Source organism: Sorangium sp. So ce836 (assembly GCF_028553905.1).
GTDB lineage: Bacteria > Myxococcota_A > Polyangia > Polyangiales > Polyangiaceae > Sorangium > Sorangium cellulosum_D.
This window is the reverse complement of record NZ_CP102233.1, coordinates 1,527,860-1,551,772: the sequence shown is the minus strand read 5'-3', so window position 1 is coordinate 1,551,772 and position 23,913 is coordinate 1,527,860. Positions and strand designations below refer to the sequence as shown.

Sequence of the window (23,913 nt, the reverse complement as noted above, 5' to 3'; positions counted from 1 at the left end):
GGCGCGCTGGCGCCGCGGCGGGATCACGGCGGGACGAGGGGGAGCTGCGTCTCGAGCGGATCGATCCCGCGCAGCACCGCGGCGCCGTGCGGCCCGGCGCGGCGACAGGCCTCCTCGACCGGGAGGCCGTGGGCGAGGTGGAAGGTGAGGGCACCGGCGAAGCTGTCGCCGGCGCCGTAGTCGCCGAGGACGCGGGCGGGCGCGGGCGGCGCGTCGACCAGCGCGGCGCCTCCGGGGCGGAGGACGCGGACCGGGCGCGGCCCGTCGGTGAGGACCAGCGCGCCGGGGCGAGGGTCGTAGGCGTCGAGCGGGGCGTTCTCGCGCGGGTCGGAGGCGCTGCCGAGGACGACGTCGGGCGCGATCGCCGCGGCCCGGAGCGCGGCGCCCCTGCGGGCCGTCACCACGAGGCGGCGGGCGGCGCGCGCGAGGCGCAGGCTCTCGGGGTCGGCGCCGGTGAAGTACGCGGCGTCGCAGCCGGCGAGGATCGACCAGGGGAGCGGGTCGGTCGCGGCGGGCTGGAGCGGGGCGCCGGTGACGATGATGGTGCGGCGGCCCTCGGCGTCCACGACGACGACCACGCGCGGGTGATCCACGGCGCGCACGGCGGCGTGGACGTGGACGCGGCCCGGCGCGACCCGGATGCGCGCCTCGACGGCGCGCGCCGCGGCGTCGTGGCCGAGCGCCGTGAAGAGGTGGATCTCGGCGTCGCTGCGGCAGAGCTGCGCGAAGGCGAGGCCGCCGCCCCCGCCGGGGAGGAAGCGCGCGTCGAGCAGGTGCACGATGTCGCCCGGCGCGGGGACGCCCTCGGCGCGGCCGAGCGTCACGTGCTCGACGTGGCCCACGACGGCGATGCGCGGCGCTGGCATGAGGGGCGACATAGCACGGCGGCGGCGGGAGGCGGGGGCGCGGCCGGGGCGCCGAGGGAAAGGACGGCGAGGGCTGTCAGAAGCCGGAGGGACGCGGCGTAGGAAAGGGGGTGGCCCGAGAACTCATATGCAGAGGAGATCCTCACCATGTCCCAGGACGCATTCGACAGACCCATTCCTCACCCAGCGTCACGCCTCGCCGCCGCGCTCGTCGCGGGCTGCGAGAGGACGGACGCGTCATGAGGCGGCTCAGCAAGAGCGCGCTCCCCGCGGTCCTCGCCGCGCTGGGCATCTGCGCGAGCACGGGAGACGCGCGCGCGGCCGAGGGCGCATCCGCGTTCTGGAACAACGCCGTCGAGGTGGCGGTGGGCGACGGCGCGCTCACCCGCGGGCCGGGCTGGGGCTGGAGCGCCGGCGCGTCGTCGGTCCAGCAGATCGAGGCGGGCGACGGGTTCGTGGAGTTCTCCACGAACGAGGCGGACCGGACCAAGATCGCCGGGTTGAGCCACGGCGATGACAGCCAGTCGTTCTGGGACATCGATTACGGGCTGCTCCTGCGCGCCGACGGGGGCGTGGAGATCCTCGAGCAAGGGTACGGGAAGGGCTACTTCGGGACGTACCAGGCCGGCGACGTCTTCCGCGTCGAGGTGTTCAATGGCGAGGTGCGCTACCGCAAGAACGGGGTGGTGTTCTACACGAGCGCCACGGCGCCCACCTACCCGCTCGGGCTCGACGCCAGCCTGCACGACGAGGGCGCGACCGTCACGAGCGCCCAGGTCACGAGCTGCGCGGCCGGCGACACGAGCTGCATGCCGCCGGGGTTCTGGAAGAACGTCCGCTACGCCCCGGCCAACGGGACCTTGCTGACGCGCAGCCCCGGCTGGGGCTGGCACGCCGGCGCCTCGTCGGTCGAGCAGATCGAGGCGGGCGACGGGTTCGTGGAGTTCTCCACGAGCGAGGCGAGCCTCCAGAAGATGGCGGGCCTCAGCAACGGCGACGCCGATCAGGGCTACGGGGACATCGATTACGCGGTCTACCTGCGCGCCGACGGGGGCCTGGAGATCTTCGAGCAGGGGTATGGAAAGGGCTATTTCGGGACGTACCAGGCCGGCGACGTCTTCCGCGTCGAGGCGTTCAATGGCCAGGTGCGCTACCGCAAGAACGGGCTCGTGTTCTACACGAGCCACACGCCGCCCACCTACCCGCTCGCGCTGGACACAAGCCTGCACGACGAGGGCGCGACCGTCACCAGCGCCCAGGTCGCGAGCTGCGCGGCCGGCGACACGAGCTGCATGCCGCCGGGGCTGTGGAGGAACGTCCGCTACGTCACCGCCAACGGAGGTTTGCTGACGCGCAACGCCGGCTGGGGGTGGCACGCCGGGGCGTCGTCGGTCGAGCAGATCGAGGCGGGCGACGGGTTCGTGGAGTTCTCCACGAACGAGGCGAACCTCCAGAAGATGGCCGGCCTCAACCACGGCGACGGCGATCAGGGCTTCGGAGACATCGATTACGCGGTCTACCTGCGCGCCGATGGAGGCCTGGAGATCTTCGAGCAGGGGGCTGGACAGGGATATTTCGGGACGTACCAGGCCGGCGACGTCTTCCGCGTCGAGGTGTTCAATGGCCAGGTGCGCTACCGGCAGAACGGGATGGTGTTCCACACGAGCAACACGGCGCCCACTTACCCGCTCGGGCTCGACACCAGCCTGCACGACGAGGGCGCGACCGTCACCAGCGCCCAGGTCATGAGCTGCGCGGCCGGCGACGCGAGCTGCATGCCGCCGCAGGAATGGAAGAACGTCCGCTACGCCACGGCGAACGGAAGCCTGCTGACCCGGGATGCCGGCTGGGGCTGGCACGCCGGGGCGTCGTCGGTCGAGCAGATCGAGGCGGGCGACGGCTACGTGGAGTTCTCCACGAACGAGGCGGACCTCCAGAAGATCGCCGGCCTCAGCCACGGCGACATCGATCAGGGCTACGGGGACATCGATTACGCGATCTACCTGCGCGACGACGGAGGCCTGGAGATCCTCGAGCAGGGCGTTGGACAGGGATATTTCGGGACGTACCAGGCCGGGGACGTCTTCCGCGTCGAGGTGTTCAATGGCCAGGTGCGCTACCGCAAGAACGAGCTTGTGTTCCACACGAGCAACGCGGCGCCCACCTACCCGCTCGGGCTCGACACAAGCCTGCACGACGAGGGCGCGACCATCGCCAGCGCGCAGCTCGTGAGCTGCGCGGCCGGCGACACGAGCTGCATGCCGCCGGGGCTGTGGAGCGACGTCCGCTACGTCACCGCCAACGGAGGCCTGCTGACGCGCACCGCCGGCTGGGGCTGGCACGCCGGGGCCTCGTCGGCCGAGCAGATCGACGCGGGCGACGGCTATGTGGAGTTCTCCACGAACGAGGCGAACCTCCAGAAGATGGCGGGCCTGAGCCACGGCGACGCCGATCAGGGCTACGGGGACATCGATTATGCGATCTACCTGCGCGCCGATGGAGGCCTGGAGGTCTTCGAGCAGGGAGTTGGACAGGGCTACTTCGGCACCTACCAGGCCGGCGACATCTTCCGCGTCGAGGTGTTCAATGGCCAGGTGCGCTACCGCAAGAACGGGCTCGTATTCCACACGAGCCTGACGGCGCCGACCTACCCGCTCGGGCTCGACACAAGCCTGCATGACGAGGGCGCGACCGTCGCCAGCGCCCAGGTCGTGAGCTGCGCGGCCGGCGACACGAGCTGCATGCCGCCGGGGTTCTGGAAGAACGTCCGCTATGCCCCGGCGAGCGGGAGCTCGCTGACGCGCGCCGCCGGCTGGGGGTGGCACGCCGGGGCCTCGTCCGTCCAGCAGCTCGCGTCGGGCGACGGCTACGCGGAGTTCTCCACGAACGAGACGAGCCGGTACAAGATGGCGGGCCTCGGCCACGCCGACACGGATCAGGGTTACGGGGACATCGATCACGCGATCTACCTGCGCGGCGACGGAGGGCTGGAGGTCGTGGAGCACGGCTATGGCCAGGGCTACTTCGGGAGCTACCAGGCCGGCGACGTCTTCCGCGTCGAGGTGCAGGGCGGCCAGGTGCGCTACCTGAAGAACGGGACCGTGTTCCACACGAGCAGCGCGGCGCCCACCTACCCGCTCGAGCTGGACACGAGCCTGTACGACGAGGGCGCGACCATCACGAACGCGACGGTCTCGGGCGCCGGCGGCGGGGGGGACCCGACCGCCGGCTGCGGCGAGGTGGGGCCCGGCGACGAGCTCAGCGACACGAAGACGCCGACGTTCTGCAATCACCCCACCACGATGCCGAACGGCGATGCGCCCCCCATGGGCCAGTACTTCGGCCACACGTGCACCTCCGTCGTGCTCCAGACCGTCTATTACAGGCACACCTCCGGCAACCACAGCGGGCTCGATTTCTCCGTCCCCGCGCGCAGCCCCCTGTACTCGGTCGGCTATGGCAAGGTCATGTGCGCCGGGCCGAGCGCCTGCACGAACCGGTACCCCACCGCCCGCGGCGCGCCCTCCCAGATCGATCTGACGATCCGCTATGGCTCGGTGTACGTCATCTACGGCCACGCCGCGTCGAGCCTGGTCGCGGAGGGAGATCTCGTCGTCCCGGGGCAGGAGATCGGCGAGTCGTCGGACTGGCCGGACAACGACCACCTGCACTTCGAGGTCCGCCGCGTCGCCGACAACAAGGCGCCGAATCCGGTGCCGTTCTTCTCGCAGGACCTCCGGAGCTATCTCGAGGGCACCGTCACCGACGCGCACTTCTGCACGGGGCACTTCGACGATCAGGCGGACGTGGGCTTCACGTCGCACACCCAGCTCGACGAGCGGCCCTGCACCGACGCGAACGACGGGACGACCGGCCCGATCCGCTGCGAGGGGGTGTGCACCCAGCACAGCCCCGCGGACTGCGAGGTGAAGACCCTCCCGAACGGGGACAAGGAAGTGCACGAGTACTGCAGCGTCTTCAGCTGCGGCGGCGGCGCCTTCGTCTGCGGGCTCCGCCGGAACACGGCCGCCCAGGCGTGCCGGTGACGCCCGCGCCGTGACGCCGCCCATCCACCCCGCCTGCTGAGCCGAGCTCGCCGGCGCCGACCCCCGCGGAGTCGCCCCCTGGCCGCGGCTCCCCTGCGCTCGGACAGCGCCCCCAGCCGGTGACATTCCGGTGACCTTCCCGTGCGATCCTGCGCCCGTGCTCTCCCCTCGGGCCAGCCGCCTGCGCGACTGGGCGCTCTTCGCCGCCGCCGCGAGCGTCCCCGCGATCTGCGTCGGCGTCCTCGGCCTGCGCGCCGTCTCCAACGAGGCCGACGGCGCCCGCCGCGAGGTGGCGCTCGGGCTGGCCACCGCCTCCGCGCGCCTGTCGCGCGCGATCGACCAGGAGACCGACCGCGCCGAGGCCGCCCTCGCCGCCCTCCGCAGCGACGGCCCCCTCGGCGGCCCCCTCGACAGCTCCCCCCACGGCCCCCCCGAGTCCGCCGCGGCGGCGCTCGCCGCGATCGCGCCGCCGTTCGCCGCGCCGGTGCTGCTCGCGCCGGATCGCTCCGTGCTGCTGCCGGCCCAGGCCGCGCCGCCGACCGCGCCCGCGCCCGACGGGTGCGCCGCGCTCGCCCGCGCCGCCGCCGGGCCGGACGCCCAGGCCCGCGCCGCCGCGCGGCGCGACTTCCTCGCGCGCTGCGCCGAGGCCCGCTCGCCCGCGGGGCGGTGGCTCTGGCCCGTCCTCGCGCTCGACGCCGCGGCCGATCGCGCCGTCGACCACGGCGCCATCGCCGCGTGGCTCGAGGCGCACGCGGCGGGGCTCTCCGAGCCGGAGCGGAAGGCCGCCGCGATCGAGGTGGACGCCGCGCTCTCGGGCGAACCGCGCGAGCGGGCGGCCGCTGCCCTCGCGGCCCCGCGCCCCGAGCGCGACGCGCTCGTGGCCGAGCTCCGGCGCGGAGGCCTCGACGCCGCGCTGCGCGCGCGCCCCGACGCGCGCGGGCTCGTCTCCTTCCGCGCTGGCGCCGCCGCGGGCGCGCTGCGGGCGCTCCCGGACGGGCGCTCCGCCGGCTTCGTGATCCACGGGAGCTCGCTCGCCGGCTGGCTCCACGGCGTCGCACGCCCGCTGCCGCCCGACGTCCGCGCCGACGTCCTCGCCGGGGCCGCGGCCGCGGGGGCCGGGCGGGCGCCCGTCGCGCCCGAGCTCGGCGGCGCGCCCGCGGCCCTCCTGCCGATCGCGCCGGAGCTCGCCGTGCGGCTCTCGCCCGCGGATCCAGCGGCCGTCGAGCGGCACGCCGCGCGCGGCAAGCGGCTGCTCGTCGGCGTCGGCGCCGCCGCCACGGCGCTCGCCCTCGGGCTGGCCGCGGTCCTGTTCGCGCGCATGCGCGCCGCCCGGCGCTCCAGCGAGCTGCGCACCGACTTCGTCGCCGCCGTCTCCCACGAGCTCCGGACGCCGATCGCGTCGGTGCGCATGCTCTCGGAGCTGCTCGAGGAGGGGCGGCTCGCGCCCGACGAGCACCGCGAGGTGTTCGAGGCGCTCGGCCGCGAGTCGCGGCGGCTCGGCGAGACCGTGGAGCGGCTGCTCGGCTTCAGCCGGATGATGGCCGGACGCGCGGCCGAAGGGCGCGCCCCGGCCCGCGTCGCCGACGCGGTCGCGGCCTCGATCGACACGTTCGAGGAGCGGAACCCGGAGATGCCCAGGGTCGTGCGCGAGCTCGACCCGGCCGCGGAGGCGAGCATCGACGCGGGCCAGATCCAGCTCGCGGTCGACAACCTCCTCGCCAACGCCCTGAAGTACGCGCCGCTCGCCGCCCCCTACCTCGTGCGCGTCGCCCGCGAGCGGGGCGGCGTCGCGATCGCCGTCGAGGACCGCGGCCCGGGCATCGCCCGGCGCGACCAGCGCCGCATCTTCGAGCCGTTCGAGCGCGCCGACGACCGGCTGAGCCGCGCCGTCTCCGGCAGCGGCATCGGGCTGTCGCTGGTCCGGCACGTCGCCCGCGCGCACGGCGGCGGCGCCCGCGTCGACAGCGAGCCGGGCCGCGGCGCCGCGTTCACCCTGTGGATCCCAGGCCCCCGAGGACCGAAGGAGCACACGCCATGACCCAGAAGACGCCCGAAGGCAGGCTGGAGACCGTCCTCGTCGTCGAGGACGACCCGACGCTGCGCCTCGGCCTCCAGAAGACGCTGCGCTCCGCGGGCTTCCGCGTCGAGGTGGCGAAGACCGGCGCCGAGGGGCTGTCGATGGCGCTCGCCGCGCGGCCCGACCTCGTGCTGCTCGACGTGATGCTGCCCGGGCTGAACGGCTTCGAGATCTGCGAGGAGCTCCGCCGGCACGACGCCGACCTGCCCATCCTGATGGTCACCGCCAAGGGCGAGGAGCAGGACAAGGTGCGGGGGCTCCGGCTCGGCGCGGACGACTACATCGTCAAGCCGTTCGGCGTCTCCGAGCTCCTCGCCCGCGTCGACGCGGCGCTGCGGCGGCGGCGGCTCGGCGAGGCCGAGCGCGCCGTCGTGCAGTTCGCGGAGGTCGTCATCGACTTCCGCGCCCACCGCGTGGAGCGGCGCGGGGCGCCCGTCGAGCTCACGGCGCTCGAGATGAAGCTCCTGCGCTTCTTCGTCGAGCGCGAGGGCGCGCTCCTGCCGCGCCAGCGCATCCTCGACGCGGTCTGGGGCGCGGACTACTTCGGCACCGATCGCACGGTCGACAACTTCATCAACCGGCTGCGCGCGAAGCTCGAGCCCGACCCGAGATCGCCGCGGCACCTCGTGACCGTGCGCGGCGCCGGCTACCGGTTCACCCGCGCTCCGACGCCGGAGACGGAACGGTGACATGGCGAAGACGGCGCCAACAAGGCCAGCGCGCAGACTCCCCCTCACGCGCTGCCGCAAACGGGCCGCGCGCAGGAGGACATCGATCGTCATGAACACCATCCATCGCTCCGCCGCCGCCGCCATCGCCGTGGGCCTGCTCTCGCTCGCCGCGTGCGTCGACGGGCCGGAGACCGCCGCGCCGGGCGCCGGGGCGCGCGTCGACCTCGCCGCCGGCGCCGACAGGCGGCCCGACATCTCGCTCGCGATCGAGCAGGCCGAGCGCAGGCTCGACGCGGGCCGGGAGATCGCCGCCGCGCGGCAGGCGCTCGCCGAGGTGCTCGCCGATCCAGCGCTGACGCTGGATCAGCGCGATCAGGCCAGGCTCGCGATGAGCCGGGTGCTCGAGGCGGAGGGCGACCACGAGGCCGCGATCGCCGCCGTGGAGTCGCTCCTCGGCGAGCACGCCGTCGAAGAGCCCTGGCCGCTCCAGAGGGCCGCCGAGCGGCGCCTGCGCCTCCTGGTCACCGGGAGCGAGGAGAAGCCGCTGCCGGAGGAGCCGTTCGACGCGGAGCGAGCGTCGCCGTTCGCCCGGGCGCTCGCGCGGTATTTCCCCGTGCAGGAGTCGGGCCCCCGGGAGCTCACGGTCACCGTGATCACGTTCGGCGGGAACCGGGAGGTGAGCGAGCGCCTCAGGACCTTCGCGATCCCGACCGCGATTCGAGCGCTCCGGCAGGAGGCCTGCCCGCGCTGCGACAAGGTGTCGATCAACCGCATGTCGCACGGGACCGACGGCTGGACCCAGATCCCGGCGGCCCGGCCGCTGCTCGGGTCGAGCCTCGCGGTCTTCTACTTCGATCTCGGCAACCACCGCATCCCCGCGCGGTACGACGCGGACCTGCCGCTGCCCACGGCGGACATCGCCGCGCGGCTCGAGAAGGGCGAGGGGCTCATCGCGGTGCGCGAGCGCGCCGGGGCGCCGCCCGCGATCCTGATCGCCGCGCCGCGGAAGGCGCAGCTCCCCGCGGTCGAGGAGGCGCTCGCCGCGATGACGGAGGTGCCCGCCGGGCCGATCGCGGTGCCGCTGCCGGACGGCCTCACGCCGGCGGAGATCCAGGCCGTGGTGCGGACCGGCTTCCCGGCGTACCGGACCTGCTACGAAGCGCTGCTCGAGCGGCGCCCGGACGCGGCGGGGAAGATCCCGCTCTCGTTCGCGATCCACGGCGACGGGACGGTGGCCGACGTCCAGGTCGACGCCGCGGCGGCGACGCTGCGCGACGCGACGGCGGACCGTTGCATGGTGGAGGCGACGAGGGGGCTGCGGTTCCCGGCCATCGGGAAGAAGACCACGGTCGTCTATCCGATCGAGTTCTCGCCTGGCGACTGAGGGAGGGCCGGTGACCGAGGCGGGCGCCCGCCTCGCGAGCGCGGCTGGGCGGGGCGCGCCGCGGCGGCGCGCCCGCCCGCCCGCCTATTGCGCGAACGCGCCGATGGTGAGCTTCGGGCCGTCGCTGCGCCGCTTGGCCTGCTGGTGCGGCTCGTACTGGTAGTCGACCGGCGGGAGGCCTTCGAGCGCCGCTCCGGCCTCGATGAGCGGCGCGCCCGTGGCCGGGATGAAGTCGTGGCTCGACGCCGAGGCGAACGCCGGGTCGACGCCGAAGATCGAGCTCTCCAGGCCGTCGACCCTCCCGATCAGCTTCGGGCCCGGCACGGGGTCGAACGCCGTCCACCCCTTCCTCACCCAGTTGCCGGCGAGGACGAGGACCCCGGCCGCCACGTCGTCGCGATCCCCGAGGAAGGTGACCGCGCGGATGTCCGTCGGCTCCTGGCTGCTGGCGAACACGTTGTTGCGCGCCTGGATCCGCTCGTCGTTGGTCGAGGCCTCGAACACGGCGGAGCGCTGGTAATCCCGGTACGTGTCGTTCTTGACGAAGACGGTGTTGGAGAAGAAGTGGAGCGTGCCCTTCCGGTAGTACTCGGTCTGCCCGCTGTCGCCGCCGTAGTGGATCATCGACGGGCCGTAGCCGCTGCGCAGGAGCACGTTGCCGTAGATGAAGGTCTCGTGGAACGACGGCAGCGCGATCGAGTCGGTCGCCTCCTGCGCGTCGACGAGGTCGATCAGGTGGGCGCCGTCCTCGATCCAGTTGTACCGGATCACGACGCCGGCCGAGCGCTCCTTGATGTTGTTGCCGTTTCCGCCGCGCGTGGGGCCGAAGCGGTTGAACTGGTAGATGACGTTCGACGCCTCGTTGTAGACGTTGTGCTCGTTGAAGTCGCTCAGGCTGCCGTTGTCGTGGATGTAGCTCGACTCGATGAGCACGTTCTTGGTGAGGATGTCGCCGCCGGCGGTGCCGATGAAGAGGCCGTTGGCGTTCTCGTGCACCTCGCAGGCGCGGATGGTCACGTGGTCGCCGCGCTCCACGAAGATGCCGGCCGCGTTGTCCGCGTACGACGCCGCCGACCCCGCCTTGTCGGTGAAGCGGTGGGGGGGCGAAGCGTTCTTGATCTCGAGCCCCTCGATGACGATGTGGCTGGGGTCGAGATCGTACGGGTCGTCGTGCTTGTGCCCGACGATGATGAGCCCCCTCACCTGGTGGCCGTCGAAGGGGAAATCGAGCTCGGGCCGGGTGGTGGCGCCCTCGCCGTCGATCACCGGCAGCTCGCCGTTCGGCCCAGGGACGCCGCAGAGCCGGATCGGCTGCTCCGCCGTCCCCTGGCCGCCGAGCATGATCTTCTCGTGGTACCCCCCGGCGCGCCAGAAGACGCGCACCGTGTCGCCGGCGGCGAGCGTCTCGAACGGCACGTCGCCGAGCGTCTCGAACGCCTTGCCAGGGCCGACCTGGTAGTCCCGGCCGCTCCCGACGTGGGTGCAGTCGATGCTGACCGGCGGGATGTTGACCGGCGGCGGGAGGGTCACCGGTCCGTCCTCCGTCGCTCCACCGAGCTCGCCGGTGCATCCGGCCGTGAGGAGCAACCCGATCGCGCAAGCTCGAATTTTCACAGAAGCGTCCTCCTCGTCATGGGCTACAAAAGCTCCACTGTAATTTTTCAGAGTCACGGTGAGGCATTCTCGCCGTGGCGAGGCAAGATGACACAACAATGCCCGTTGTCATGCGACCAGACACTGCTGTGGTGGCAGATCCTGCGCTTTAGGTGGCAGGATGTACTCCAGCCTGTGCTCGACGCGGCTTCCGCGGCCTCGTCGCGGCGCGCGCCGACCACCGAGGATGGTAGTGAGCTGGCGACGAGCTGTCGAATCGCCAGAGCGAGAGGACACCGAGAGAAGAATATTCCTGAGCCCTCTCGGCGCCCCTGGCCTCTCGGCGGCTCGCTTCATCGGCCGCTTGTTCACGGTTTTCGAGGCGATGACGTGCGCCATGCACGGTGTGCATGCATCGCATGCGGCCTATGAGTTGGCTCGCACCGATGAGCTGGTTAGTTATCCAACGACGGAGACGAGCCCCGGCTCGGCGATCGCTCGAACCCTGCATCCCGCGGATCGACGGGCGCGCCGCACAGCGCGGCTCGACAATTCCTGAGAGAATCCGTTAGGAGGACCATGCGCCCGAGTCCGCTGTTTTCCGCGCCCGTCGTGCTCACCGCGCTCGCCCTGGCGGGCGGCGCGATCGCCTCCGCGCCTGGGTCGATCTTCACGACCCAGACGCCTGCCGTATTCGCCAACGACAGTTTTTACGAGCTGGGCACCCGTTTCCACACGCTCCGCGACGGCAACATCACCAAGGTACGAATCTACACGAACGCCGCCGAGAGCGGCGCCCACGCGGTGCGGATCTGGGGCCTCGGCGCGGACGCGCCCCTCGCCTCCCACACGTGGAACATCCCCGGTGGAACCGCTGGATGGAAGGAGTTCACGCTGCCTGCACCGGTGCGGGTCGCGGCCAACAGGACCTATACGATCTCGGTGTCGACCAGCGGAGATCACTGGTACGCTGCTACGAACGGAGGGTTCAACGCCCCGATCGTGAACGGCGATCTCGTCACCTACGTCGGCAGCGGCGTCTACACCACCTCGGCCGGCCAGAGGCCCGCGATGGTGTACAAGAACAGCAACTATTTCCGCGACGTCGTGTTCGAGCCGGAGCCGCCGAGCACGTTCGCCGACGATTTCGAGGACGGCGATCTCGACGGCTGGGACCAGTCCTACGCGGGCTTCCTCATCACGACGGACGGGACCAACAAGGTGCTGTCGTACTCGACCACCGACTCGAACGCCAAGCTCTTCCCCGAGGCGACCAACTGGCAGGACTCGGTCGTGGAGGCCAGGATCAAGATCCCGAGCTGGTCGGGCCCGGGGAGCGTGGGGTTCAACTCGCGGTACAATATCTATGAGCTCGACCGGTATACCTTCATGTACAAGAGCACGGGCGAGCTCGAGATCGCCGTCCGCGACCTCGATGTGGTCGTGTCCTCCGTGTCGAAGCCGCTCACCCTGGCCCCGGGGACGTGGCACACCTTCAAGGCGGTGACGGTCGGAACCACCCTCGAGTTCTACGTCGACGGGGTGCTGGAGCTGACCACCACGGACACGACCTACGCCGCCGGCACGTCCGGGGTCGAGGTCCTTCGGCAGGGGGGCGCGGCGTATTTCGACGACGTCTCGATCACCGCGCCGTGATGGGGGCGGGTTCGCGCTGCGATCCCGTCCCTTGCTTTTTCTTGCTCTGACCGCGCGAGGACCGAAGCCATGAAGCGAACGATGCCGGACGGCGTGCTCCCCCTCGAAACACTCGGGCGCTCGGCCGCACCCCGGCGGCGCGGGGCGGCGCTCCTCGGCGCGGTCGCCCTCGCGACGTCGGGCGCGCTCGCGGGCTGCGTCGGCGACGTCGGCGGCGACCGCGACGGGCGCGACGGGCCGCCACGCGACAGCGGGCTTGTCGACGTCGCCAGCGCGGGCATGCGCCGGATGACGCCGGAGCAGTTCACGAGCTCGATGCGCGACCTGTTCGGCGATCCAGGGCTCGATCTCGACCTCGACCCGGACGCGGGCGAGGTCGCCTCGCTCCTCGCCGTGGACAAGCTCAACGCCGCCGCGGAGGCGATCGTCGCGCGGCGCGCGTCGTGGGGGACCCCGGTGTTCCCGTGCGACACGCGCGGCGCGGACGACGAGGCGTGCGTGGACGGCTTCGTGCGGACGTTCGGACGCCGCGCCTTCCGGCACACGCTCGATGAGGCCGAGGTCGCGATGCTCAAGGGTCAGTTCGCCCGGGCGCGGGAGGAGCAGTCGTTCGAGGACGCCCTGCTCGTCGTGCTCAAGACCATGATCCAGTCGCCCAACGTCTATTATTTCGTCGAGCTCGGCCGCGACGGGGACGGCGGCGACGCGCTCGCCTCCGGCGTCCGCCCGCTCACGGGCTGGGAGCGGGCGTCGCGCCTCTCGTATTTCCTCTGGAACACGATGCCGGACGACGCGCTGCTCGACGGCGCCGAGTCGGGCGCGCTCGACACGGCGGAGGGCGTGCGCGCGCAGGCGGAGCGGCTGCTCTCGCACGACCGCGCCCGCGCCACGGCGAAGCGCTTCTTCGCCGAGTGGCTCCAGCTCGACGGCTCGAACAAGCACGCTTCGCTCGAGAACGCGCCGAAGAGCCGCGAGCTCTACCCCGAGGACTCCCCGGCGCTGCGCGCCGCCATGCGCGCCGAGGTCGAGGCCCTCGCCGAGCGCGTGCTCTTCGAGGGGGACGGCCGCTTCGAGACGCTGCTCACGACCACGGACGCATACGTGAACGGGCCCCTCGCCGCGCTCTACGGGGTGGAGGGCCCCGCGGGCGACGGCGCGTTCGCCTGGGTCTCGCTCCCGGCCGATCAGCGCGCGGGGCTCTTCACGCGGGCGGCCTTCCTGAGCGTGTTCGGCAGCGTCGAGGTCAAATCGCCGATCCGTCGCGGCGCGTACATCCTGGAGGAGGTGCTCTGCCGCCCCCTCGGGCCTCCGCCGCCCAACGCGAGCGACGTGCCGGTCAAGGGCGGCGCCGTCGAGGAGGGCGGCGCGCTGGTGCACAGGACGGTTCGAGAGGACGTCGAGGCCAAGACGTCGAGCGAGACGTGCGCGATCTGCCACAAGGCCATCAACCCGATCGGCTTCGCGTTCGAGCATTACGACGCGCTCGGGCGCTGGCAGGCGCAGGAGACGGGCGAGGACGCAGGGGCGCTCGACATCGACGCGCGCGGCCGCCTGCCGGCGATCGGCCCGGACGGGGAGAGCGTCGAGGTCGACGGCGGCGTCGAGATGTCGGCGGCGCTCGCGGCGAGCGCCGCGGCGCGCGCTTGCCTCACGAGGCACTTCTTCCAGACGGCGCTCCGGCGCATCCCCGTCGACCAGGATCTCGCGTCGATCGAGGCGGCCACGCCTGCGCCCGAGAGCGGCGGCAGCCTGCGCGACCTGATCCTCGACCTCACGACGAGCCATGCCTTCTTGCACCTGCGAAAGCCCGAGGGGTGAGCCCATGAACCGCGCCGCATTCAGCCGAAGGAATTTCCTCCGAACCGCGACCGGCCTGTGCATCGCGCTGCCGTTCCTCGAGGCGACCCACGGCGCCGTCTGGGCCGCTGACGGCAGGGCCAGGCGGTTCATCGTGTTCTTCAGCCACGGCGGCACGATCACGTCCCGCCACAACTCGGGGGAGCTGGGGGATCCGTGGAAGCCGGGCGCCTGGAGCATGCTCGACCTCTGGTCCCCGGGCGGCGAGGGGCAGGCGCTCGAGGTCCTCGGCGAGGAGATGGCCGCGCTCGAGCGCCACAAGGGCGATCTCACGCTGCTCCGCGGCGTCGACGACGCCGCCGGCTTCGTCCAGGGAGACTACGGCGGGCACCACGGCTGCTCCAACGCGACCGTGCTCACGTGCGCCGACACGACCTCGGGCGGCGACGACGCCAGGGCGCTCGGCCCGTCGATCGATCAGGTGCTCGCGGAGCGGCTCGCCGCCGAGCGCCCGACGCCCTTCTCGTCCATCGATCTCATGGTCGACGGGCACAACTACGGAGAGCCGCTGTACCGCGCCTCGGGCGAGCCGGTGTCCACCGAGAAGGACCCGACGAGCGCCTTCGACCGGCTCTTCAAGGACGTGACGGAGACCGCTTCGGGTCCGACGCCCGAGCAGCTCCGGATCCGCGCCCAGCGGAGGAGCGTGCTCGATGGGGTGAGCGAGCACCTCGCGGCCTTGAAGGGGCGCGTGAGCGCGGCCGACAGGCACCTGCTCGACGCGCACGCCGAGCACATCCGGAGCCTGGAGAAGAAGCTCGAAGGCGTCGCCAACCTGGCGGCCTGCACGAAGCCGGACGTCGGCGGCGCGCCGGTGTACCAGGGATACGGGTCCTACACGGGAGGAGGGATCAAGGAGGCAGCGCCGCTCCTGGTCGACATCCTCCTGCACGCGCTCCGCTGCGGCCTCACGAACGTCGCCACGTTCCAGATCGCCGACGTCCTGACGAGCTGGCTGCCTCAGCCCTACACGACCGACCTGGGCCACAGCCTCGGCCACGCCGGCCTCGACGTCGGTCCGAACGGCGCGGAGCCCGACAAGCTCGAGGACTGGCGCGCGACCATCCTCGCGAACCGCAGCTGGCGCATGGAGATCTTGGCGCGCCTGCTCGACGGGCTGAAGAGCACCCCCGAGGGCGACGGCACGATGCTCGACAACAGCGTCGTGCTGTTCACGAGCGAGTTCGGGTGCGGCGGCGCGCACTCGCCCCGCGACATCCCGGTCCTGCTCGCCGGCAAGGCCGGCGGCAGGTGGCAGGGCGGGCGGCACGTCAATTACAACAAGCGCGGGGGCGGGGATCCCGGCCAGTCCGGGTACGAGACCGACGTGTCCACGCACAACGTCTACACGTCGATCCTGCGCGCCTTCGGCCACGAGGACGCGCACTTCGGGAACGACACCGCGTACAAGAAGGGGCCTTTAGCGGAGCTGCCGTGAGGGCACGCCGCGCGCTCCTCCAGCGGGGGCGGCTGGATCTCGCGCGGCTCCCCGGACTCCTCGCGAGGTAACGCGCAGTTGCGCCGGCGCTCGCGGCGCGGAGCCTCAATCCCGGTCCGGCGCTCCCAGGGGGAAGAGCGGCCGGAACTGCCGCGCCTCCTCCACCGCGCGGGCGAAGGACGGGCGCGCGAGCAACCGCGCGCGGTAGGCGCGCAGCAGGGGAAACGCCTCGGAGATCCGGTGCGTCCAGTCCGCGTAGAACAGCGAAGGCGCGGCCGCGCAGTCCGCCATCGTGAAGTCCTCGCCAGCGGCGGCCCAGGTCCTGCCGGCGAGCTGCCCTTCGAGCCAGGCGTAGGCGAGCTCCAGCTTCGTCGCAGCATGGGCCAGCCCTTCCTGGCGCTTCACCGGATCACCCGTCAGCGCACCGTCCACCGCGTGCTGCATCGGACTCATGACATGCAGGTCGAAGAAGCGGTCGAGAAAGCGCACGTCCAGCGCGGCCATCGGGTCTGCGGGCAGCAGGCGCGCTGGCCCGGGATGCACGAGCTGCAGGTACTCGATGATGATGCTGGTCTCGACGATGTTGCGCTCTTCGTCCACCAGCAGCGGGAACTTGCGCAGAGGCCAGCGCCGCAGCCACTCGGCCGCGTGCTGCGGCGTATCCGGCCCGAGGCAACGGAACTCGAAGGGTGTGCCGTTCTCGTACAGCGCAATGAGTACCTTCTGCGTGTACGAGGAGAAGGGATGACCGTACAGCACGAGCGACATCGCGGGCCTCCTGGTTCGGACCACTTGTAAATTGCAAGTGGTCCGAACCCTACTCCTACCGCTTGCGTATTGCAAGTACTAGTCTCAGGAGGATGGCCGTACCGCAGACAGGACGATCCGGCTGCCCGATCAACCTGACGCTCGAACAGCTCGGCGACCGCTGGAGCCTGATCGTCATCCGCGACGTCATGTTCGGGAACAGGCGCAGCTACGGCGAGCTGCTCGCGCAGAGCGAGGAGGGCATCGCCTCGAACATCCTCGCGGACCGGCTGAAGCGCCTGACCGCGTCCGGCCTGCTGACGAGACGCTCCGATCCGAAACACCGGCAGAAAGGGATCTACAGCCTCACGGAAGCGGCCATTCAGCTCGTGCCGCTGCTCGCGCACATGGGCGCCTGGGGCCGCCGCCATACGCGCCCGAGCAAGGAACTGTCCGTGCGCGCGGAGCTGCTGGAAGAGGGCGGCGCTCCGCTCTGGAACGCCTTCATGGACGAGCTGCGCCACCTGCATCTCGGCGCGCCGCGTCCGGCGCGCTCGGTGTTCGGCGAGCTGCAGGCCGCCTACGAGAAGGCGCTGGCGCACCGCGCCCGCTGAGGGACGTGGAGGGGCTACCCTCAGAGGTGGACGCGCTCCGAGGACGCCGCCGCCTCGAGCATCCGGGACGCCCCGGTGAAGGCGGGGTTGTCGCGCTTGAGGGGCATCTTGCTCATCGCCCGTTCGGCCATGGCGGTGATCGTGAGCGACGGGTTCACGCCCAGGTTCGAGGGCACCATCGAGCCGTCGACCACGTACAGGTCCTCGTGGCCGAACACCTGATTGCGCTGGTCGATCACCCCGCGCTCCGGGCTGTCGGCGATGGCGCAGCCGCCGAGGATGTGCGCGGTGGTCGGGACGTTGAGCACGGCCTCGTTGATGGCGTTGCGCGGGGTGCCGTTCATCAGCACGCCGAGCCGCTTACCCACCTCGTTGGCGATGGGGATGTACGCCGGCGGCTTCGGCTGCCCGGGCGGCCTGTGGGTGGTCATGCCGCCGCGCTTCCAGACGAGCTGCATGTAGTTGTCCACCGTCTGCATCACGAGGAGGATCGTGGAGCGCCTCGCGAATTTGAACGGCAGGAGGCCGAAGATCAGATCGATGGGGTGGAGCAGCCGGCGGCCGAGCCAGCGCAGCCAGCGCGGCAATCCCGGCCCGTCGTCGGTGAGCACGGTGCCGAGCGCGCCCATCACGTCAGAGCCGGCCGGGTAGCGCACCGGCTCGATGTGCGTGCGCGCGTCCGGGTAGATGCCGCTCGTGATCGCGATGCCACGGGAGTAGTCGACCCGGTCGTCCCTGGCGGTCACCCCGAGGATGACCTCGCTGTTGGTGCGCACGTAATTGCCGAGCTGCCGGGAGAGATGCGGTAACCGGCCCTCGGCTCTCGCCCTGAGCAGGAGCTTCACGGTGCCCAGCACGCCGGCGCTGAGCACCACGCCGCGCGCCCGGAGCTTGCGGCGCCGCTTGTCGAGCAGCGCGGTGGAGCGCTCGAGGGTGAGCTCGTAGCCGCCGCCCGGGAGCGCGTCGATGGCGGTGACCATGGTCTCGGGCTGGATGGTGCAGCCCTTCTTCTCGGCCAGGTAGAGGTAATTGAGATCGAGCGTGTTCTTGGCGCCGAAGCGGCAGCCCACCATGCAGCCGCCGCAGTGGACGCACGTGGCGCGCTCCGGCCCCTCGCCGCCGAAGAACGGGTCGGGCACGCGCTGGCCCTCCTGCTCGCCTTCCTTCGCGAAGAGCACGGCCACGCTCGTGACGTGAAACGTGTCCCCGCGGCCCATCTCGTCGGCGATCTGCCGGAGCTGTCGGTCCGCCGGCCAGAGCTTCGGGTTCGCGGTCACGCCGAGCATGCGCTTCGCGGTCTCGTAGAAGGGCATCAGCTCGTCGCGCCAGTCGGTGCCGGCAGGCCAGCCCGGGTTGCTGAAGGCCTCGGGCGGAGGCACGAGCAGGGTGTTGGCGTAGACCAGCGACCCGCCGCCCACGCCCGCGCCCGACAGGATGAGCGTGTCCCGGAGCAGGGTCAGCCGCTGGATGCCGTAACACAGCACCCTGGGCGCCCACAGGAACTTCCGCACATTCCAGTTGGTCCGGGGAAAATCCTCCTTGCTCCAGCGCTTGCCGCACTCGAGCACCGTGACCTTGTAGCCCTTCTCGGTGAGGCGCAGCGCGGAGACGCTGCCCCCGAAGCCGGAGCCCACGATCGCGAAGTCGACATCGAAGTCCATGCACACCTGCTTCTCGGAGCGGAGTATGGTCCAGCCGCCCTCCGGCGCCTACCGCGCGGACGCAGGTCCGCCCCTCCGCTCGCGGACAGCCGCGCGACGCGCCCCTGAGCCGGTCATGATAGAAGGGCGCGATGGCGTCCTTGAAGCCTCGTCCGGCGTCGGGGCCCGCGCCCGACGAACGCGCCCGAGCGCTGCGCGATCGCGTGACCGTGGGGCTCGTCACGGCCCTCCCCAAGGAGTTCGCGGCGGCGAAGGCGATGCTGGACGGCCCCGTCGAGCACTCGGCCGGGGGCGAAGGCGCGGGCCGGGACTACGTGCTCGGGGAGATCCCGGCGAAGGGCGGCGGCGCGCACGCGGTCGCGCTCGTGAGCACGGGCATGGGCAACAACCTCGCGTCGGTCCGCGTGACGCAGATGCTGGAGCACTTCCGGCAGATCCGCAGCGTGGTGATGGTCGGGATCGCGGGCGGGGTGCCGCACCCCGAGAAGCCCGCCGAGCACGTGCGCCTCGGCGACGTCGTGGTCGTCGACCGGCGCGGGGTGGTGCAATACGATTTCGACAAGGAGACCGCCCGCGGCAAGATCCCCCGTCCGTCGCCGCGGGCGCCGGGCGCGTGGCTCCTCGAGGGCGTCGACGCGCTCGAGGTCCTGGCCTACGAGCGGAAGGCGCCGTGGGTGAAGCTGATCGACCGCGGGCGCAGGCTCGTGGGCGCAAAGCGGCCTCCCGACGCGGAAGACGTGCTGCGCGATCCGCTCGATCCGTCGAAGATCCGCCCGCACCCGGCGGATCCGCAGCGCAAGAAGGGGCAGCCGCGCGTCTTCCAGGGGCCGATCGGGTCGGGCAACACGCTGCTCAAGGACGCGCGCCGCCGCGACCAGCTCCGCGACGAGCTCGGCATCAAGGCCGTGGAGATGGAGGGCTCGGGGCTCGCCGACGCCGCCTGGCAGCACGACGTGGGGTATCTGGTGGTGCGCGGCATCTGCGACTACTGCGATGAGCAGAAGGGCGACGCATGGCAGATGTACGCGGCCATCGTGGCGGCGGCCTACGCCCGCGCGGTGCTCGAGCGGATGCGGGCGAGCCGCGAGAGCGCGACGGAGCGCCCCGCCGCGGCCGACGGCGGCGCGCGGGCGCGCGAGCGCGGCGAGCGCGGCCGCGCGGGGGACGACGAGCGCGACGAGCGCGACGAGGACCTCCTCGACCACGTCGTGCGCATCTGCCGGATGCGCGAGGAGGCGCGCGGCAAGCGCGTCACGATCGCCTGGAGGGAGGCCCCGCCCCCGTTTCATGCGGTCGCCGAGGTGGTCACGGCCGAGCCGCTGGGGCCGGCGCTCCTGGGGCCGGCGCTGAACTTCGCCCTGGGCGCCGTGGCGGGCCCCGTCACCCCCGCCGCGATCGAGCTCTTCCGGACCCAGGTGCACGCGCGCGCCCAGCGGCGGAGCGCCGCGACGTTCTCCCAGCTCGTCTACGACGGCCCGCCGGCGCCCGAGGCGCTGGTGCGGGAGGCGCACCGCAAGGGCGTCTGGCTGGCCAGCATCGCCGAGTATCAGGGCCTGATCCACTTCGGGCCCTACGTCGAGCGGCTGATCCACCGGCTGGAGCGCGATCCGATCTACCCGCCGAGGCTCTATGTCCCCCAGCGCGCGGCGCTGACCGCCGCCGGCGGCCCGAGGCAGGAGGTCGACCACGCGCTGGACGCGATCGACGACCTGCTCGCCTCGCCCGCGGCCCGGTTCGTCCTGGTCCTCGGCGATTTCGGGACCGGAAAGACCTTCTTGCTCCACGAGCTGGCGCGCCGCCTCGGGGCGCGGGAGGGGCCGCCGTACCCGGTGCTCATCGAGATGCGATCGCTCGAGAAGGCGCACTCGCTCGACGCGCTGGTCGCCAATCACCTCGCGCTCTCGGGCATGGAGCGGTTCGATCTGCCGAGCTTCCGGTACATGCTCGCCGAAGGCCTGATCGCGCTCCTCTTCGACGGCTTCGACGAGCTGGCGCTCCGCGTGCGCTACAGCCGCGCCGCGGACCACTTCGACACGCTGATCCAGGCGGCGCAGGGCAAGGCCAAGGTCGTGCTCACCAGCCGGACGCAGCACTTCTATTCGGACGACCAGATCCGGACCAAGCTCGGCGAGCAGGCGGAGCGGATCCCGGGCCACCGGATCGCCACGCTCACGACGTTCTCGCCGATCCAGGTGCGCCGGTTCCTCGTCAACCTGCTCGGCAGCAGGGAGGCCGCCGACGCCCGGGTGCGGCTGCTCGACGACGTGAAGGACCTCCTGCGCCTGTCCGAGAACCCGCGCCTGCTCGGCTTCATCTCCGAGATCCCCGAGCGAGAGCTCCTCGAGGCGCGCGACCGGACCGGGAAGATCACCGCCGCCGGGCTGTACCAGAGCCTGATCGACCGGTGGTTCCGGAGCGAGGACGCGCGCGTCCACGTGCGGGGCGCGGCGGCGTCCCTGGTGGCCGAGGATCGATGGAGGGCCGTGACGACGCTCGCGCTCCGGCTCTGGTCCAAGATGGAGCCGAGCGTCCACGTGGACGAGCTCCCGGCCGAGGTGGCGAAGGCGATCGCCGACCTGAGCACGCGGCAGATCGATCTCGAGGAGGCGGTCCACGCGGTCGGCTCCGGCACGCTGCTGGTGCGCGATCCCGAGGGCAATTTCTCGTTCCTCCACGCCTCGGTGCTGGAGTGGCTCGTCGCGCGGGAGGCGGCGGCCGAGCTGCGCCGGGGCGGCGAGGCCACGGTGCTCGGCTGGCGCGAGATGTCCGATCTGATGGTCGAGCTCTTCACGGCGATGGCCGATCGCGAGGCGAGCGTCGCCTGGGCGCGGCAGGTGCTCGGCGGGGCGTCGGGCGAGATCGCCAAGCGGAACGCCATCGGCGTGCTGAAGCGGCTGAACGTCGAGGCCGAGGAGCGGGTGAACCTCGCCGGCCAGGACCTGCGCGGCAAGGACCTCTCGCGCCGGAACCTCCGCGGCGCGGACCTCCGCGGCGCGGATCTGCGGGCAGCGATGCTGATCGAGACCGACCTCGGCGGCGCGTCGCTCGCCGGGGCCGCGCTTTCGCGCGCGGACCTCTCCGGGGCGCGGCTCGCGGAGGCGGACCTGGAGGGCGCCGACGCGTCGTCCGCCAGGCTCCTCCGCGCCGATCTGCGCGGCGCGCGGCTCGCGTCGGCCCGGCTCCGCTATGCGCAGCTCGTCGGCGCGCGGCTCGACGAGGGCGCGCTCGCCGGCCTGGACGCGTTCGGGAGCGCGGCCCCCGACGCCGCCCACGCCGACGTCGTCACGGCTGCGGCCGCGTCTCCCTGCATGGCGGTGGCGGTGAGCCCCGATGGGCAGCTCATCGCGTCGGCGCATCGGAACGGGCCGGTGTGGCTGTGGGACGCCGCCACCGGGACGGCGCGCCGCGCGCTGGCCGGGCATGCGGCGACGGTCCGGAGCGTCGCGTTCAGCCCGGATGGCGCCCTCCTGGCCGCGGGCAGCGGCGACGCGACGATCCGGCTCTGGGACGTGGCCACGGGGCGGGAGGTCCGCGTGCTGCGAGGCCACGCGGCCCCGGTCACGAGCGTCGCGTTCGGCCCTGGCGGCGCCGTGCTCGCGTCGGGCAGCAACGACAGGACCGTCCGGCTCTGGGACGTGGCCACGCCGGCCGAGCCCCGCGTGCTGACAGGCCATCGGGCCATCGTCCGGAGCGTCGCGTTCAGCCCGGATGGCGCCTCGCTGGCCTCGGCGGCGGACGACCAGACCGTCCGGCTCTGGGACGTCGTCCGGGCCGCCGAGCGCCGCACCTTGATGGGCCACGCCGGCATCGCGAGGAGCGTCGCGTTCAGCCCGGATGGCGCGTGGCTGGCCTCGGGCGCGCACGACAGCACCGTCTGGCTCTGGGATCTGAGCACGGCGGCCGACCCCCGAGAGCTGATAGGCCATGAGGCCTCGGTGAGGAGCGTGGCATTCGACGGGAGCGGCCATCTGCTCGCGTCGGCGGGCAACGACAACACCGTCCGGCTGTGGGACGTGGCCATCGGGGCCCAGCGCGAGGTCCTCCGGGGCCACACGGCCACGGTCAGGAGCGTCGCGTTCAGCCCGGATGGCGCGACCCTGGCCTCGGGCTCCACGGACAGCGCCGTCGTGCTGTGGGACGTGGCCACGGGGACGAAGCGCAGGGTCCTCCGGGGCCACGCGTCGACGATCCGGAGCATCGCCTTCAGCCCCGATGGCGCCTCGCTCGCGACGGCCTCGGAAGGAGGCGCCATTCGCCTCTGGGACGCCGGCACCGGGGGGGCGCGCGGCGTCCTCGAAGGCCACGTGGACCACGTGAGGAGCATCGCCTTCAGCCCGGATGGCGCCTCGATCGCGAGCGCCTCCGCGGACGGCACCGTCCGGCTGTGGGATGCGGCGACGCGGACGGGGCAGCGCATCATGAAGGATTTCCCCCTGTCGGCGATCACCATCGCCTTCAGCCCGGATGGCGCCTCGCTGGCGTGGGGTGGAAAGGACAGGACGGTCCGGCTGTGGGACGTGGCCGCGGGCGCCCAGCGTCGCGTCCTGAAAGGCCACGCGGACGCCGTCCGGAGCATCGCCTTCAGCCCGGACGGGGTGTCGCTGGCGTCGGGCGCCGACGACGGGACCGTCCTCCTGTGGAACGTGGCCGCGGGGGCGGTGCGTCACGTGCTGAAATGCCGCTCGGCGCTCGTCAGGAGCGTCGCCTTCCATCCGGAGAGCGCCTCGCTGGCGGCGGGCGCGGGCGACGGCGCCGTCCAGGTGTGGGACGCGGCCACCGGCGACGAGCGGCTCGTCCTCCGAGGCCACGCGTCGGCCGTGGCGAGCATCGCCTTCAGCCCGGATGGCGCCTGGCTGGCCTCCGGCGCCGAGGACTGCACCGTCCGCCTCTGGGACGCGCTCACCGGGGCCGAGCGCCGCGTCCTGCTGGCCCACGCGAGCGCCGTCCAGGGGATCGCCTTCAGCCCGGACGGCGCCTGGCTCGCGAGCGCCTCGGACGACGGGACCGTCCGGCTGTGGGAGGTGGCGACAGGCACCTGCCGCGCGGTGCACCTCTCGCGCGCCGACGGCTGGGCGGCGTTCACGCCCGACGGCCGCCGCTACAAGCTCGGCGGCGCGCTCGCGGGGTCGTTCTGGTACGCGATCGGCCTCTGCCGGTTCGAGCCGGGGGAGCTCGACGCGCTCCTCCTCTCCCTCCAGCGCGTCCCCGACGACGAGCCGCTCCTTCCCCCACCACACCAGAGTTAACTTAACCGGTTCAGTTGCCGTTGCCGAATGCGGTAGGCATCTCCCTTCCTCCGCCCG

13 protein-coding genes are annotated in these 23,913 nt (G+C 72.3%); 9 read left to right on the top strand and 4 right to left on the bottom strand.

Going from position 1 to position 23,913, the window contains the following annotated elements; translation table 11 throughout:
* Nucleotides 1-23 precede the first annotated feature (23 nt).
* The gene (locus NQZ70_RS05800; protein ID WP_129573325.1) at nucleotides 24-866 is read right to left on the bottom strand and encodes a PfkB family carbohydrate kinase; all 843 of its coding nucleotides are present in this window, start codon (nucleotides 864-866) and stop codon (nucleotides 24-26) included.
* A 239-nt stretch (nucleotides 867-1,105) separates the two neighbouring features.
* Between NQZ70_RS05800 and NQZ70_RS05795 the strand changes: the two genes are divergently transcribed.
* The 4 genes from NQZ70_RS05795 to NQZ70_RS05780 all read left to right on the top strand — a co-directional run bounded on the left by NQZ70_RS05795 (nucleotide 1,106) and on the right by NQZ70_RS05780 (nucleotide 9,044).
* Nucleotides 1,106-4,912, top strand: a complete 3,807-nt coding sequence (locus NQZ70_RS05795; protein ID WP_129573324.1) for a M23 family metallopeptidase — start codon at nucleotides 1,106-1,108, stop codon at nucleotides 4,910-4,912.
* Nucleotides 4,913-5,069: 157 nt separating this feature from the next.
* The gene (locus NQZ70_RS05790) at nucleotides 5,070-6,950 is read left to right on the top strand and encodes a sensor histidine kinase KdpD (RefSeq protein WP_272827897.1); all 1,881 of its coding nucleotides are present in this window, start codon (nucleotides 5,070-5,072) and stop codon (nucleotides 6,948-6,950) included.
* On the top strand, nucleotides 6,947-7,678 hold the full coding sequence (locus tag NQZ70_RS05785) for a response regulator transcription factor (RefSeq protein WP_129573322.1): 732 nt from the start codon (nucleotides 6,947-6,949) through the stop codon (nucleotides 7,676-7,678). Before NQZ70_RS05790 ends, NQZ70_RS05785 begins: the two co-directional genes overlap by 4 nt.
* A gap of 91 nt (nucleotides 7,679-7,769) precedes the next feature.
* Nucleotides 7,770-9,044: an AgmX/PglI C-terminal domain-containing protein gene (locus tag NQZ70_RS05780; protein WP_129573321.1), complete on the top strand. Its 1,275-nt coding sequence runs from the start codon at nucleotides 7,770-7,772 to the stop codon at nucleotides 9,042-9,044.
* Between the two features lie 84 nt (nucleotides 9,045-9,128).
* On the opposite strand, the gene NQZ70_RS05775 is transcribed toward NQZ70_RS05780, so the two are convergent.
* Nucleotides 9,129-10,658: a right-handed parallel beta-helix repeat-containing protein gene (locus tag NQZ70_RS05775; protein ID WP_237245074.1), complete on the bottom strand. Its 1,530-nt coding sequence runs from the start codon at nucleotides 10,656-10,658 to the stop codon at nucleotides 9,129-9,131.
* 558 nt (nucleotides 10,659-11,216) lie between these two features.
* Here NQZ70_RS05775 and NQZ70_RS05770 point away from each other — a divergent pair.
* The 3 genes from NQZ70_RS05770 to NQZ70_RS05760 all read left to right on the top strand — a co-directional run bounded on the left by NQZ70_RS05770 (nucleotide 11,217) and on the right by NQZ70_RS05760 (nucleotide 15,588).
* Nucleotides 11,217-12,293, top strand: a complete 1,077-nt coding sequence (locus NQZ70_RS05770; protein ID WP_129573320.1) for a DUF4082 domain-containing protein — start codon at nucleotides 11,217-11,219, stop codon at nucleotides 12,291-12,293.
* Nucleotides 12,294-12,362: 69 nt separating this feature from the next.
* Nucleotides 12,363-14,111 (top strand): DUF1592 domain-containing protein, encoded by a 1,749-nt coding sequence (locus NQZ70_RS05765; protein WP_129573319.1) that lies wholly within the window; start codon nucleotides 12,363-12,365, stop codon nucleotides 14,109-14,111.
* Between the two features lie 4 nt (nucleotides 14,112-14,115).
* Nucleotides 14,116-15,588, top strand: coding sequence for a DUF1552 domain-containing protein (locus NQZ70_RS05760; protein ID WP_129573318.1), 1,473 nt, complete (start codon nucleotides 14,116-14,118; stop codon nucleotides 15,586-15,588).
* Nucleotides 15,589-15,693: 105 nt separating this feature from the next.
* On the opposite strand, the gene NQZ70_RS05755 is transcribed toward NQZ70_RS05760, so the two are convergent.
* Nucleotides 15,694-16,356: a glutathione S-transferase family protein gene (locus NQZ70_RS05755; protein WP_129573317.1), complete on the bottom strand. Its 663-nt coding sequence runs from the start codon at nucleotides 16,354-16,356 to the stop codon at nucleotides 15,694-15,696.
* Between the two features lie 92 nt (nucleotides 16,357-16,448).
* On the opposite strand from NQZ70_RS05755, the gene NQZ70_RS05750 reads away from it, so the two are divergent.
* Nucleotides 16,449-16,949, top strand: coding sequence for a helix-turn-helix domain-containing protein (locus NQZ70_RS05750; protein WP_129573316.1), 501 nt, complete (start codon nucleotides 16,449-16,451; stop codon nucleotides 16,947-16,949).
* Nucleotides 16,950-16,969: 20 nt separating this feature from the next.
* Here NQZ70_RS05750 and NQZ70_RS05745 read toward each other — a convergent pair whose 3' ends face one another.
* Entirely contained in the window at nucleotides 16,970-18,610 is a 1,641-nt protein-coding gene (locus tag NQZ70_RS05745) for a GMC oxidoreductase (RefSeq protein WP_129573315.1), read from the bottom strand.
* Nucleotides 18,611-18,741: 131 nt separating this feature from the next.
* On the opposite strand from NQZ70_RS05745, the gene NQZ70_RS05740 reads away from it, so the two are divergent.
* The gene (locus tag NQZ70_RS05740; RefSeq protein WP_129573314.1) at nucleotides 18,742-23,856 is read left to right on the top strand and encodes a pentapeptide repeat-containing protein; all 5,115 of its coding nucleotides are present in this window, start codon (nucleotides 18,742-18,744) and stop codon (nucleotides 23,854-23,856) included.
* Nucleotides 23,857-23,913 lie beyond the last annotated feature (57 nt).